Source organism: Ruegeria sp. HKCCD4884, from assembly GCF_013110855.1.
In the GTDB taxonomy this organism is placed as follows: domain Bacteria; phylum Pseudomonadota; class Alphaproteobacteria; order Rhodobacterales; family Rhodobacteraceae; genus Ruegeria.
Window position 1 is genome coordinate 68,447 of sequence record NZ_WVRJ01000014.1, and the last position, 14,355, is coordinate 82,801.

General features: G+C 56.2%; 12 protein-coding genes. 7 read left to right on the forward strand and 5 right to left on the reverse strand.

Annotated elements, in window-relative coordinates:
- Positions 1–10: 10 nt before the first annotated feature.
- Positions 11–1,117 carry a Hint domain-containing protein gene (locus GS636_RS18290; protein ID WP_171671416.1) on the reverse strand — a complete coding sequence of 369 codons (1,107 nt, stop codon included), beginning with the start codon at positions 1,115–1,117 and terminating at the stop codon, positions 11–13.
- A gap of 241 nt (positions 1,118–1,358) precedes the next feature.
- Here GS636_RS18290 and GS636_RS18295 point away from each other — a divergent pair, with 241 nt between their 5' ends.
- From GS636_RS18295 to GS636_RS18320, 6 genes are read left to right on the forward strand one after another with little or no spacing between them, the layout of a single operon-like run.
- Entirely contained in the window at positions 1,359–1,808 is a 450-nt protein-coding gene (locus GS636_RS18295) for a cytochrome c (RefSeq protein ID WP_171094608.1), read from the forward strand.
- Positions 1,809–1,824: 16 nt separating this feature from the next.
- Entirely contained in the window at positions 1,825–3,192 is a 1,368-nt protein-coding gene (locus GS636_RS18300) for a cbb3-type cytochrome c oxidase subunit I (protein WP_171094611.1), read from the forward strand.
- A 4-nt stretch (positions 3,193–3,196) separates the two neighbouring features.
- Positions 3,197–4,006 carry a CbbQ/NirQ/NorQ/GpvN family protein gene (locus tag GS636_RS18305; protein ID WP_171671417.1) on the forward strand — a complete coding sequence of 270 codons (810 nt, stop codon included), beginning with the start codon at positions 3,197–3,199 and terminating at the stop codon, positions 4,004–4,006.
- Positions 4,007–4,015: 9 nt separating this feature from the next.
- Positions 4,016–5,941, forward strand: coding sequence for a nitric oxide reductase activation protein NorD (locus GS636_RS18310; RefSeq protein ID WP_171671418.1), 1,926 nt, complete (start codon positions 4,016–4,018; stop codon positions 5,939–5,941).
- Positions 5,938–6,486 carry a cytochrome c oxidase subunit 3 gene (locus tag GS636_RS18315; protein ID WP_171671419.1) on the forward strand — a complete coding sequence of 183 codons (549 nt, stop codon included), beginning with the start codon at positions 5,938–5,940 and terminating at the stop codon, positions 6,484–6,486. The genes GS636_RS18310 and GS636_RS18315 overlap by 4 nt, the downstream gene beginning before the upstream one ends.
- Before the next feature lie 4 nt (positions 6,487–6,490).
- The gene (locus tag GS636_RS18320; RefSeq protein ID WP_171671420.1) at positions 6,491–6,778 is read left to right on the forward strand and encodes a cytochrome C oxidase subunit IV family protein; all 288 of its coding nucleotides are present in this window, start codon (positions 6,491–6,493) and stop codon (positions 6,776–6,778) included.
- A 56-nt stretch (positions 6,779–6,834) separates the two neighbouring features.
- Here GS636_RS18320 and hemA read toward each other — a convergent pair whose 3' ends face one another.
- Positions 6,835–8,058, reverse strand: coding sequence for a 5-aminolevulinate synthase (hemA, locus tag GS636_RS18325; protein WP_171671422.1), 1,224 nt, complete (start codon positions 8,056–8,058; stop codon positions 6,835–6,837).
- A 185-nt stretch (positions 8,059–8,243) separates the two neighbouring features.
- Here hemA and GS636_RS18330 point away from each other — a divergent pair, with 185 nt between their 5' ends.
- Positions 8,244–8,936, forward strand: a complete 693-nt coding sequence (locus GS636_RS18330; protein WP_171671424.1) for a Crp/Fnr family transcriptional regulator — start codon at positions 8,244–8,246, stop codon at positions 8,934–8,936.
- Between the two features lie 105 nt (positions 8,937–9,041).
- Here GS636_RS18330 and GS636_RS18335 read toward each other — a convergent pair whose 3' ends face one another.
- The 3 genes from GS636_RS18335 to GS636_RS18345 all read right to left on the reverse strand — a co-directional run bounded on the left by GS636_RS18335 (position 9,042) and on the right by GS636_RS18345 (position 14,332).
- Positions 9,042–12,347, reverse strand: coding sequence for an adenylate/guanylate cyclase domain-containing protein (locus GS636_RS18335; RefSeq protein ID WP_171671427.1), 3,306 nt, complete (start codon positions 12,345–12,347; stop codon positions 9,042–9,044).
- A 195-nt stretch (positions 12,348–12,542) separates the two neighbouring features.
- On the reverse strand, positions 12,543–13,802 hold the full coding sequence (locus GS636_RS18340; RefSeq protein ID WP_171671429.1) for a TRAP transporter large permease: 1,260 nt from the start codon (positions 13,800–13,802) through the stop codon (positions 12,543–12,545).
- Positions 13,799–14,332 carry a TRAP transporter small permease gene (locus GS636_RS18345; protein ID WP_171671432.1) on the reverse strand — a complete coding sequence of 178 codons (534 nt, stop codon included), beginning with the start codon at positions 14,330–14,332 and terminating at the stop codon, positions 13,799–13,801. The genes GS636_RS18340 and GS636_RS18345 overlap by 4 nt, the downstream gene beginning before the upstream one ends.
- Positions 14,333–14,355: the final 23 nt, after the last annotated feature.

The window sequence follows — 14,355 nt, forward strand, 5'->3', positions numbered from 1 at the left end:
TCTCCGAGACCTAGCATTCGGAAATCAGCGGGCGCTCATTCTTGATATGCCGAGAGACTAGAGCGCGTGCGCGCCTGCCCTTATCCGGGATTTGTCTTGCTGGCTGTGGGATGTAGTTTGGTTGCGCAAGCTCTGGAAATAGTTCGAGGATTTCAGCGCGCGCGTCCGAGTGGATACTGGCCATGGCCTGGGCACCGGTGAACAGGCTCTCGGATGGGGCGCCTTCGGAATAGATGATCTCGTGCTGGTCGAACAGAATATGAAAATAGACGACGTCTTGCGCCATCACGTCCACATTTATGCCCGGAATGCCAACCAGTTTGTGCGCCGGAACCAGAACTTCTGCGCTGTCGAACATACGAACGGCGATGGGTGAACGAAGCATCATCCGATGTTGAGGCGAGACCAAGAGGTCCCGTTCCGGCAGCCCTTTGCCAAGGCTTCCAGCTGCTATCCGAATTGGCAGAAGTTTTGGGCGCGCGGCCAAATCGGTCGCATCCAACACACGCGAACCAATCCAGCGTATTTCTTGCGGCCCGTTATCGGCTGTCACAACAAAATCCCCGACACGCAGATCTTCTATGGAAACAGGGCCATCTGGTGTCGTGATCCGTGTTCCGGCCACGAAGCAGGGGACATCTATGATCGCGGTAGGGTCTGATGTGTCCGGTGCGTTGGTCGGTGTTACGTTTGACCTGACAAAGGAATAAGTCGTTCCGGCCACCAGAGGTTCTGAAGTGATGTATCCGACCAGATTACCTTCAACCTCGACACGGAAAACGTCTATGGTGCCGCCACCCGGCTTGCTGAGGCTGTACGATTCCTCGAGATAGATCGCACCTGTGTCTATCGTGACAGAACCATCAAGGTTGGTTACGACACCGGTCTGGGTCAGGTCATCGCCAAATTCGTTATTGAACCGATCGCCGTTAAAGTCTGTCCCATTGTCGGGGGCGCCATTGACCAGCGTACCCCCGGCCGCGTCAGTTACATCAAAGACCCGTCGATCTGTCGCGGCATCGTAAGTCCCCGAAAGCGTGATATTGCCGGTGTTAAACCCAGTGAAGTTTAGTGAAATAACCCCCGGCACATAGCCGATATATGAATAGTTCGCCATCGATTAACCCGTCACTATTTTACTGCTGATCCGAAGCGTTGGCACACTCTCCGGCTACTCTCACGCGATATCAGTTAACATCGTGTGATTTTAAGTCAATTTCTGGGCGCGATTTGGGTGCTCATAAAGAACTTTAGAGACATCATCGCGTCACATCCAATGTCTTGACTTTCGTTAAGGCATGGATGCGCGCCGCCCGCCATGCTGACAACACTAGCTAATCTGCGCAAAGGAGAGCGCGATGCGAGAAGTCATGACAAAGAGCATGGCTCGCAACATATTCTATGGCGGGTCACTGTTCTTCATCCTCATCTTTCTGGCCCTGTCGGCCCATTCGCACCTGTATATCGTTAATTCGGAAAACGCCGCCAAACTTGATGAAAGCGTGATCCGCGGCAAGCATGTCTGGGAAAAACACGCCTGTATCAACTGCCATACGATCCTTGGGGAAGGGGCTTACTATGCCCCCGAAGTGGGCAATGTGATGACCCGCTGGGGTGTGCTGGATGACCCGGAATCAGCCTTTGAATCCCTCAAGGGCTGGATGGAAGCACAACCGACCGGCATTCCCGGCCGCCGGCAGATGCCCAATTTCAACCTCAGCGACGAAGAAATCCGCGACCTGACCAACTTCCTGATCTGGACGGACAATATCGACGCTCAGGACTGGCCGCCCAACGAGGCAGGCTGAGAAAGGGAACGGAGCAATGAAATACGAATCCCAAAAAATCGCCTATGCCTACTTTGCGGTAGCTATGGCCTTGTTCGCAATACAGGTGATCGGCGGCCTGCTGGCCGGTTTCATCTATGTATTCCCAAATTTCCTGAGTGAGCTTCTGCCATTCAACATCGTTCGGATGCTGCACACCAACTCTCTGATTGTCTGGTTGTTGCTGGGCTTCTTCGGTGCGGCGTACTTCCTGATCCCGGAAGAGACCGAGCGCGAAATCCATTCGCCAACTCTGGCCTACCTTCAGCTGATCATTCTTGTGGTCGGTACATTAGGTGTGGTCGTAACTTATGTCTTCAACCTGTTTGAAGGCAACTGGTTGTTGGGCAAAGAGGGGCGCGAGTTCCTTGAACAACCCAAATGGGTCAAGGCGGGCATCGTCGTGGCCGCGCTGATGTTCCTCTACAACGTGTCGATGACCGTTTTGAAGGGCAAAAAGACGGCCATCTCCAACATCCTTCTGTTGGGCCTTTGGGGGCTGGCTTTGCTGTTCCTGTTTGCCTTCTACAACCCCGGCAACCTGTCCCTGGACAAGCAGTACTGGTGGTATGTTGTCCACCTGTGGGTGGAAGGCGTCTGGGAGCTTATCATGGCTTCGATCCTGGCCTACCTGATGCTGAAGCTGACCGGTGTGGACCGTGAGATCGTCGAAAAATGGCTGTATGTCATCGTCGCCGCCGCGCTGTTCTCGGGCATCCTTGGCACAGGGCACCACTATTACTGGATCGGTACACCTGCATACTGGCAGTGGATCGGGTCGATCTTCTCCAGCCTTGAGGTGATCCCGTTCTTTGCAATGATGGCCTTTGCCTTCGTCATGGTTTGGAAGGGCCGCCGCGACCACCCCAACAAGGCTGCGCTGCTGTGGTCGCTGGGCTGTGCCACGCTTGCCTTCTTTGGTGCCGGTGTCTGGGGCTTCCTGCACACGCTGCATGGGGTGAACTACTATACCCACGGCACGCAGATCACTGCAGCACACGGTCACCTGGCCTTCTACGGCGCCTATGTCTGCCTCAACCTGGCGATCTTCACCTACGCGATGCCAATCCTGAAAAACCGGGATCCGTACAATCAGGTACTGAACATGGGCTCGTTCTGGCTGATGACCAGCGGCATGGTCTTCATGACCTTCGTGCTGACCTTCGGTGGTACCGTGCAAACGCACATGCAGCGCGTGGTTGGTGACTATTTCATGGATGTGCAGGACCAAATCGCAGTCTTCTACTGGATGCGTCTTGGTTCCGGTGTGGTTGTTGTTCTTGGTGCACTGTTGTTCATCTACTCGATCTGGGTGCCCCGGAAAGAGGTCATTGAACCCGGCGCAGCTGAAACCCCTGCGGAGTGATGGTATGGACGGCTCCATGAAACTGAATGAGGGGGCGGCAAACGCCCCCTACTACCTGCCCCAGGGCGATGAATGCGACGTGTTCTGCGCCGCATATACCAACGACCTGCCGGTTTTGCTGAAAGGCCCGACAGGATGCGGAAAGACCCGCTTTGTCGCTCATATGGCGGCCAAACTCGGCCGCCCGCTTTACACCGTGGCCTGTCACGATGATTTGGCCGCAGCCGACCTGATCGGGCGCTACTTGCTGAAAGGTGGCGAAACCGTCTGGGTCGATGGCCCCCTGACCCGGGCGGTGCGCGAAGGCGCGATCTGCTATCTTGATGAGGTGGTCGAGGCCCGTAAGGACGTCACCGTCGTCCTACACCCGCTGACCGACGACCGGCGCATCCTGCCGATTGACCGCACAGGTGAAGAGCTTGAGGCCGCGCCCGGCTTCATGCTGGTGGCTTCATATAACCCCGGATACCAGAATATCCTGAAAACCCTGAAACCCTCGACCCGTCAGAGGTTTATCTCGCTCGAGTTCGACTTCCCGTCGCCTGAAATGGAAGCGCAAGTCGTCGCTCAGGAAAGTGGTTTGCCGCTGGAACGCTGCAAACCACTGGTGCGACTGGCGAACAAGCTGCGCGGGCTCAAGGGTCAGGACCTTGAGGAAGGCGTTTCCACCCGTCTGGTCGTTTATGCCGCGACGCTGATCGCGCAAGGCATGTCCACGGACCGCGCCATCCTCGCCGCTATGGTTGAACCTCTGACAGATGACGAGGACATCAAACGCGGGCTCCTCGATCTTGTCACGGCTGTCTTTGGGTGAGGCCGGCCGATGGTCAAGATCGACTTTGAGCCATGGGAACCCGAAGAAACGATCGGGAAACTGTGGCACACCCTTGCCAGCCGCCTCGATGCACCCCAGGTGCATGAAGGAGCCGCGGTTGACCTGTCTCAGGTCGCGGGGCGGCTGGCTGTCCTCTTTCGAGGACTTGGGGGTAGCCCGGGCGTAGAATTACGCCCGGTCTCACCCGAGGTTTCGCGCCACCGTTTAAGTTGGCGCCGCCGATTGGCGACTGAGGCCGAACTAATGCCCCGCGCATCGTTTGACGGTGAAGTGCTTCGGCTACCGGATCGCCTGGCTGTATTCCCTGCGCGTGAAGCAAATGGCGCACTTTATGTCTGGCTGGCCGCGGCTGCGGCTCATGCCGGAACCCGCATCGACGAAGATGACCCATTACGCGCTGACCTGCGCGCTCTGATCGCTGCTCAACATATGGTCGATGCAACATTAGATAACGCCCCCGGGCTCCGTCCGCTTTATACCGAGCTGTGCAAGGGCGTTCTGCATCACCGTAACGTTCCCGACCTGCCGCCCGATGAGGCAGCAGTAGAAGAGCTTGTCCGTCATAGGCTGGGCGATCCTGCCTCTCTGTCTTCAAGAGCCGAGCAACTTCTGTCTCTGGTAGATGACGATATAGCTGCGCCGCGGGGCTATCAACATTTCCGCCCGGTTCCCCTTTGGCCCGAATTGCGGGCGGTTGGGTTTTCCGAACATAACGAGGTGGAAAACCCCGAGACCGAGGGCGAACCTGAAGAGTCTGGTGAGAAAACTCACCGGGCCCGCCGCCGAAAATCCGATCAGGCCGCGCGCAGCGACAGTTTCATCCTGCACAAATTCGAAGCGATCCTCAGCTGGGCCGAGTTCCTGAATATCAACCGCCGCATCGATGACGACGATCCTGACAACGCCAAGAAAGCCGCTGACGATCAGGAAGAGATTGGTTTGGGTCAGATCTCAAAAGCTCCGCCAACCAAATTGAAATTGCATCTGGACCTAGCGCCAGAGGATGTGAACCGCGAACGCTTGTCAGGTCGGATCCTCTATCCTGAATGGGACGTGCGGACCAGGCAATACCTGCCGGATCACGTCAATGTTCTGCTCTCAGATGCCGATATTCGTGAGGACGCGGCCGAGTTTGGCAAGGATCCCGCCACGGCCCGCCGTATCCGTGCTGTGAAACGCCAGTTCGAGGCTCTCCGCCCCGGACGGGTGATGACCCGCGGCCATCTGGACGGAGACCAGCTGGACATCGAAGCTGCGGTGCGTGCCGAGACCGAGCGAAAGGCGAGCGGCGAAGCAAACGACCGCATCTGGATGCAATCGCGCCCCGAAGCCCGTGATCTGGCGGTTTCGATTCTGTTGGATGTCAGCCGCTCAACCGAAAGCGCGGTCACAGGCCGCGCCGTGATCGACATCGAACGCGAGGCTTTGGTCGCGCTTGCCTGGGGTCTAAACGCCTGTGGCGACGACTTCTCCATCCACGCGTTCAGTTCTCTTAAACGTCAACGTGTTTATGTACAACGCTGCAAGCGGTTCGATGAACCAATGGGCGCAAATGTCGAGCAACGCATTGCCTCACTGCGACCCGGTCACTACACCCGGCTCGGCGCGGCGATCCGCCATTGCTCTGCCGATCTGGCCAGCCAATCCCGCAAGCGCCGTTTGCTGCTGGTTATTACAGACGGCAAGCCCAACGATCTCGACCATTACGAAGGTCGCCACGGTATTGAAGACACCTGCATGGCGGTACGTGAGGCGCGCCGTGCCGGGCAATCGGTTTTTGGCGTAACCATCGACAAAACTGGCAAAAGCTGGTTCCCACGCATGTTCGGTCAGGGCGGTTTCGCCGTCATTCCCGATCCACACCGCCTGACCATGGCTCTGCCACAGATCTACCGCCAACTGGTCGGGGCATGAGCGATGCTTCCTTGATCGACGAGCTTCCCGGCGAGTTGCTGATGTGGGTTCTGATCATATCGGAACTGCTGGTCTTCGGTGCGGGCCTTATTGCCTTTATGGGCGTGCGGCTGACCGATCCTGTGGGCTTTGCCGAGGCGCAATCGCATCTCTACCGCACCGGAGCTGCCTTCAACACTGCGGTGCTGGTTACGTCAGGTTACCTTGCCGCGCAAGCTCTGCACTGGCGCCGCGCTGCGGAACGGTTCAAAGCACGGTTTGCACTTGTGTTCGCGGCTGCGCTGGGGGTTGTATTCCTTGTTATCAAAGGCGCGGAATACGCTGGAAAGGCTGAACAAGGCATCACGTATGAAACCCATCCCTTCTTTCTGTTCTATTACCTTTTGACTGGCTTCCACGCCGCCCATGTCTTGGCCGGGGTCGGACTCCTTCTCTTGGTGGCCTGGCGCGACGACCCGCGCAACATCGAGGCAGGCGCGCAGTTCTGGCACATGGTCGATCTGGTCTGGATCATGTTGTTCCCCGTGATCTACCTGTTGGGATAAAAAGATGCCCGCGTCTTCATCTTTTCACAAATACTCCCGCCGGAGGCTCCCGAACGTACTCACACGCGCGTGGTTCAACCTGTTGGCGCTCAGCATAACGTCGGCGCTGCTGACCATGTTACCGCTTGGATCTACAATCGTTGGTGCAGGTATTCTGGGCCTTGCGCTTCTCAAGTGCCGCATCATCCTGGCGCAGTATCTCGACCTTGCAACCAGCCCGGCCTGGCTGCGAGGGTTTTCCGTTGCGCTGACAGGCTTTGCACTGATCGTCTTCGTCCTCTATCTGCTCTGAACAAAAATGTGCCGCCCCGAAGGGCGGCAGTTTTTCAAGCAAAGGGGTGCTTTGAACTATTGTGCGGCCATTGGCATGCGCGCGATCTGACAGCGCTGCCATAGGGCTGACAGCGCACCGACGAGTTGATCGATATCCTCGTCGGTATGAACCGGAGACGGCGTGATCCGCAACCGCTCGGTGCCTTTGGGAACGGTGGGATAGTTGATGGGCTGGATGTAGATGCCGAATTCTTCCAGCAGGGTGTCCGAGATGAACTTACATTTAACCGGATCGCCAACCATCACCGGGATGATGTGGCTGGGGTTGGGCAAATGCGGAATGCCTTCGGCGTCCAGCCGGGCCCGAACCTGTGCTACCCGTTGTTTTTGCAAGTCACGTTCCGTGGTCGATTGCTTCAAATGCTGGATTGAGGTCGCAGCGCCTGCCGCGATGAATGGCGGTAATGCGGTGGTGAAGATAAACCCGCTGGCAAAGCTGCGCACGAAATCGCACAGTGCGGCAGAGGCAGCGATATACCCACCCACCACACCAAAAGCCTTACCCAGCGTACCTTCGATAACGGTCAAACGATCCATAAGCCCTTCGCGTTCAGCAATACCGCCGCCACGTGGGCCGTAAAGACCAACTGCGTGGACTTCGTCCAGATAGGTCATTGCGCCGAATTTGTCGGCCAGATCGCAAATCTCTTTGATCGGGGCAATGTCGCCATCCATCGAGTAAACCGACTCGAATGCGATCATCTTGGGCGCGTTGGGATCGGCGGCGGCCAATTTAGCCTCCAGATCCGCAAGGTCGTTGTGTTTCCAGATCACCTTCTGCGCCCGTGAGTGGCGGATACCTTCGATCATCGAGGCATGGTTCAACGCATCAGAGAAAACTATCAGACCCGGGATTTTCGCAGCCAGCGTCCCCAACGCGGCCCAATTTGAAACATAACCCGAGGTAAACAGTAGCGCCGATTCTTTGCCATGCAGATCAGCCAGTTCAGCCTCAAGTACCACATGGTCATGGGTGGTGCCTGAAATGTTGCGGGTTCCGCCTGCGCCAGCTCCGCAGCGATCTAGCGCATCGTGCATCGCAGTGATCACCGAGGGGTGCTGACCCATGCCCAGATAATCGTTCGAACACCAGATTCGAACGTCCCGCTGAACCGGTCCATCCGTCTGCCGCGCATTCGGAAACGCCCCACAACGTCGTTGCAAATCGATGAAAACGCGATAATTGCCTTCATCTTTCAAAGTGTCGAGGCTCTGGCTGAAAAAACGCTCGAAGTCCATCTGACGTACTCCCCGGATAACTGGCTTTGAGCTGAATTTAAGGCAGTCGACTTGGTCGTGAAATGACAATTGTCAAGTTTCGGCGCAAGAATAGGGCTGGCAACACTAAGCGTGCTTTGGCATAGCTTTGCCCAGGGATGATAACCCGGGGTCGGCCCGGAACGGACTAACAGGGGGATGCCTGCATGTCGCATGAGGCACAAAAGGCAATCGCACGCCAATCACTGCTATTGCGCAGCCTGCCCGAGCAGCATGTCGATACTTTGTTGCGTCAGGCCGTCTGGCGAAAATATGACCGGGGCGAGACGATTTTTCTTCAAGAAGAAGAAGCCAAAGCCGTTCACGTCGTTCTGGCCGGTTGGGTCAAGCTGTTCCGGGTTACACCTACGGGTGCGGAAGCGGTCGTCAGTCTTTTCACGCGCGGCGATAGTTTTGGTGAGGCCGTGGCCCTTCGGGATGTACCGTACCCAGTCTCGGCCGAAGCAGTATCACCTTGCGAAGTGATGCACATTCCCAGCCCCGTACTGTTGGCGCTGATGCGGGAAGATGCGGAAATAGGCGTATCGATCCTGGCGTCTACCTTTACGCACCTGCATTCACTTGTTGCGCAGCTCGAACAGCTCAAGGCGCAAACGGGCGCGCAGCGCGTCGCAGAGTTCCTGCTGAATCTATGTGAAATTGAAAGCGGCGCGTGCGAAGTGGAGCTGCCCTACGACAAGATGTTGATTGCTGGCCGTCTGGGAATGAAACCCGAAAGCCTGAGCCGCGCGTTTTCACGTTTGAAATCTGTGGGTGTCAAGATTAACAGAAACCATGCCGATATCGCGGACATCGATGTTTTGCGCGACTACGCGGAAAGCGACCCGAGCGAGAGGTAACCTCTGAGAGTCGTAAATCGAAGTCACGTCCGGACAAATTAAACGGCAAAATTCGGCCTGGAAGACTTTGAACTGGTTCACTCACTCTCCAGCTTGAAAATACACTTACGACGTTTTCGCATGTTCAAGCACGGCCAAAGCATCTGCGATATCTCGGTTCTGTGCCCCACCCGTGATCGTGCTTAGAATGCCGTCCACGTCTGGTGGAAACTCTGGTGCAAAATCGCAGCGCTCGCAGGTCCGCAAATACTCCACCGCAGTTCGCAGTTCCAACATTCTGGCTTGCTGTTCGCGCGCTGTTTTCAAAGCGCGCGCAAAAAGGGCGTCGGCGGGTTGATCCGATGACTGCACCATTGCCTCGACTCGATCAGTTTCAGCCTGCGCCCACCCTTCGTTGGTCAAATCTTGCTGCGCGCGTGCCTCGCCCAGAAGATCTTGCGCTGTTTTTGCATCCTCTGCGTTCAACGAAACCTCGGCCAATGCAGTCAGGAACAAGGGTTTGTAGTTTCCCGCCCCACTGGCCCACCACGCTTCGGCAGCGTTGCGGAATGCGCCGAAAGACTTCTGGTTTGGATTAAGCAACGCATCCGCCCAGCTGCGCCAGACATTTGCCGTCAACGTCATGAACGGAAAAGCGTGCTTTATGGCCAGAGCTTCCAACCGCGCCACAACATCATAAACCTGTTCAGGCTCGCGCCGGAGCAGGTGAAGCATGCAAAGATAGGTCAAAGACTGCGCCAGGCTGTGCGCATGGTTCAACTCTTGAGCCGCCGAAACCGCCTGCTGTTGAATCTCGAGCGCATGATCCGGCTGGCCGCGCATCCAGACTGCGATGCTCAGAAAACACGATGTGATGGCTGCGTGATCGGTGCCATACACATAAGCAAGGCGGCCGTGTTGTTCCGGTTCATATAACTCCAGCGCCTGTTTCAGGTGATCGCAGGCCGGTTCCAAATCCCCGATGTGCAGCAAGACCGCACCCATGGCCCGATGGGCGATCATGATATGGTGCGTTTCCTTGGTCAGCTGTGCCAGGTCCAGCAATTGGGAAGCCGTGACCCTGGCCAAATTGTACTCGCCCCTTACAAGGTGATACGCATAAAGACCGTTTAGTACGGGAAACAACTGCTCAGTTTCACCCAACCGGTTGCACAGGTCGCGAATTCGTGCGTAAGCCGCCCCTGTTTCATCCGCCGCTATGCCTGCGGTTGAACGAAGAACGCCAGCCTGCAAAATTTGTATCCGCGTTTCTTTGCGATCCCTGTCAACGGACTCCTCCATTTTTTCCAGCAATGAGATAGCTCTGCCCAGCTGTGTCACTGCTTCCACCCCAGCTGATCGTTCCACAGCGCGTTGGCCCGCCAGATACCAGTGATCGATCGCCTGTTCTGGCATATCTGCCATCGTGTAGTGATGGGCCAGAATTTCAGGTCCAACAGCCGTGTCTTGATGCTCAGTCTGGTTCAGCGCTTCAACCACGCGGGCGTGCAGCGTCCGGCGCTCTCGCTTTAAAAGGCTGTTGTAAGCCGTGTCGCGGATCAGCGCGTGCCGATAACTAAAGGTTTCTTCGTGCTCTGTTCCCGACAGCGTCATGATGCCAGCATCCACCAGCAAATCCAGACCTGCCCGCAAGGCCGTTTCATCAAAACGCGAAACCTGCGCGATCAAGGGATACGAGAATTGCGGGCCAATGACCGCGCCGATCTGGGCGACCTCCTTGGCCGAGCTCAATCGATCAAGTCGGGCCATTAAGGCGTCATGAAGAGTTTTCGGAACTGATGACGACGCCGAGGTTTGGTCAGGTGTATAGTCATCCGGGCTATCCGGCCGGAAACTGGCTTCCAGCAGAACCTTGGTGACTTCTTCAACATAAAGCGGAACCCCATTCGAGCGCGCCGCGATCAGGTCATAGGCTGCATTTGGAACGGCTGCGCCAGTAGCGACTTCGTCTACAATCTCCTTGATCTCTGCAAAGCCCAACTGCTTCAAATCGATATGAGTGAGATTTGAGGTAAATGACCAGTCCGGGTCAAAACCTGTGCGAAAACTCATCACCATAAGAACTGATGCGTCGCCGATCTGATCGACGAAAAGATCCAGCAGCGTCTTTGTCGTCGGGTCTACCCAATGCGCGTCTTCAAAAAGCACCAAAACCGGGGCCTTCCTAGACATTGTGACCAGATGGTCCACCAGCATACCCAGGGTCTGTTTCATGACCTGCTCAGGGGTCAGATCCAGCGGGCCCAACTGATGCTCGAACGGAACCGACAGAAGCGACGCGGCCAATTTTAACGCACTGTCGGACTGTGTGCCCAAAACGCGTTTTAGCTTGTCCAATTTCTGGGTCGCGCTGTCGTCCGCTCTCAACCCTGCGGCGGACTCAAGTTGGCGAATAACGGGATATAACGCACTTGCATCATGGTAAGGTGAGCATTGGAAACGGATGTGCCGGAAAGAGGCTTCGGGGATCGTACGGCTCAGCTCTTCAATCAGACGCGATTTGCCGATACCCGCCTCGCCTGACACCAACGCCACCTGACCATGCCCCTGGCGGGCCAAATCCCATTTGCTGTGCAGCGTTTTGAACTCTAGCGTTCTACCAACAAGAGAGCTCATCGCGATGTCACCGGACGCTATGAACCGACTCAGGGTTTGGCGCGTTCCGGTGACTTGCCAAGCTTCGACTTCCTTGGCGAAGCCTTTCAGCTGAAACGTACCACGACGCACGTATTCAAACGTGTCACCCGCAAGTTCGTGGGTTGTAGGCGCGACAATAAGCGTGCCCGGATCCGCCATGGACTGCAGCCGCGCGGCAAGGTTGGGAGTTTCCCCCATTGCCGTGCCATCCTCGAACATCTTTTCGCCACGCAAATCGCCCACAACGACCAGTCCGGTTGCGATGCCAATACGAACCTGAAGCTGGGCATGCGTTCGCAAGGCAGGGATTTCGCGAATAATTCGTAGACCTGCGTGAATGGCGCGTTCGGGATCATCTTCGTGCGCGTGCGGAAATCCAAAAAACACCATGATGCCATCGCCATAATAGCTGGCGATGTGGCCGTCATAGGCTGCGACGGCTGCTGCGCAAGTTTCTTTGAACAATCTCAGAACTTCGGCCAGATCTTCGGGGTCTAGCTGTTGCGACAGCGGTGTAGAGCCCACGAGGTCAATAAACATCACTGTCAGCTGTCTGCGTTCAGCAATGATATTGGCCTCTGTGCCGGATCGACCTTGAGCACCTTGGCGAACAGCTTTCAGGAAACGGCGTCTTGGCCCAAGGGGCAGGCCAATGGTTACAAGGTCATCATCGCTGAGTTCCGAGAGATCACCCAACTCGATCTCATGCCTGGCAAAGGCATCTGCATATTTGGACAAGCCATGTTTGCTCAGCCAGTTTGCAATATCAGCCATTTGACCTTGCGCGTGACATCGTCGATGCGGTGCCACGCTCTCCGCTTTTTCGTTTAACCCTTAAGCTCGGCTTGCGAGCCGACAAGAGTATTTGATCTCATCAAGAACGACAGGACAGGGCGGGTCAAGAGCGCGGTGCGAGGACAGGATGTTTCCTGTCAATTTGCTTGGGTTGGTGGGCTTTTGGGATCAACCTTAGATCAACACCGTCGACAGGCTGGGGAAATAGCTAAGCAAAAGCAGAACCAAAGCAACCGCGATCAGGAAAGGCCACAGCGATCTGAGGATTGAACCGGGTGATGTGCCACTCATGGATGAGGCGATGTACAATCCGATCCCTACAGGCGGGGTCAGCAAACCAAGCACAAGGTTCAGGCAGGCGACGATGCCGAATTGATACGGGCTGATGTCATAGGACCCGGTTGCAATGGGCAGCAGGATAGGCGTGATCAGGATAATCGCTGCAATGCCATCAATCACCATTCCAACCAGCAACAAAGCCAGATTTACAATCAGCAGAAATACAAAGGGGTTCGAGGTGACGGATGTGATCAACCCGGCCAGATGCTGCGGTATCTCTTCGTAGATGATGACCCAACCAAACACACTGGCGGCCGCAATCATGAACAGGATCATCGAGGCATTGGCAGCGGTGCGTTTGAACATCTCGGCCAGGTTTTGCGGCTTCAGGTCGCCATAAACCAGCCAGCCCACAAGAAAGGCGATCAAGGAGGCAACCGCGGCGGACTCGGTCGGGGTGGCGATCCCGAACAGGATGCCGCCGATGATCGAAAGCGGTATCAGCAGGGCCGGAGCTGCGCTGATCAGGGACCGAATAGCCTCGGCCCGCGTCATCCAGCGGCCTTTGGGAAATTGTTGCTGCCAACCAATCAAAGTGATGACCAGCGCGAAAGCACCAGCCAGAATTAAGCCCGGCAAAATACCCGCAATGAACATATCACCTATGGGGATCTGGGCCAGCACACCAAAGATCACAAACATCATCGATGGCGGAATGACCGGGGCCAATAGGCCACCAGCGGCTGTGGTCGCGGCGGCAAAGCCTTTGTCATAGCCTTCTTCATCCATCGCAGGGACCATGGCGCGCGACATCACCGCGATCTGCGCTGTGGCAGAGCCAATGATCGCCGCCATGAACATATTGGCCAGCAGGTTGATATAAGCCAACCCGCCACGAAATCCGCCAACAAATACCCGCGCCAGAGCGACGAGGCGTCGGGTCATGCCGCCTTCGTTCATAAGCTCGCCGGTCAGCATGAACAGCGGAATGGCTAAAAGGCCATAGTTCTCAAGACCCCCGAACATTTTCTGCGCGAAGCTCTCATAAAGAACAGTGTTGCCGCTTTCCCAAATGTACCAGATAGCCGTGATGGCCAGCACGATCGCCACAGGAACAGACAGAAGAAGGGTGGCCAGAAAGACGATGGGACTCATGGGTGCGATCCCTTCGCCGGAGCGCGCAGCAAGTGCATGGTGGAATGCAAAGTTGCACCAAGCGCAAACAGCCACATGACAAGCCAGAACAGGTATTTTGGCAGGCCCAGGGTCAGTGTCGGCTCGGCATAGATGAAATTGAAGGTCTGACCCTGAAAAGCGAGGGTGTCAAAGCCGCTGCGCGCGATGTCCAGCGGCAGAAACCAGCGCCAACAGAACCACAGCATCGCAACGGAGAAGGCAAACACAACCACATCGACCGTCTTGCGGATTACCCGTTTAGCGTGATCCGGCACATTGTCGGAGAGAATGGAAATCGACACCGAACTGCGATGATGCAACGCTGCAGATGCCCCCAAAAACGTCATCCAAACCATGGCATAAATTGCCAGTTCATCGACCCAGAACAGCGCGTTGCCCGCTGTACGTGTAACGACATTCAGCAAAATCAGAACGGTTATGCAGACCGCCAGAAAGGCAGCGCACCACAATTCGACCCGCGCCAAGCCAGCCGACAGCCGATACAACATCGCTGTTCTCCCGTAAGAAAGGG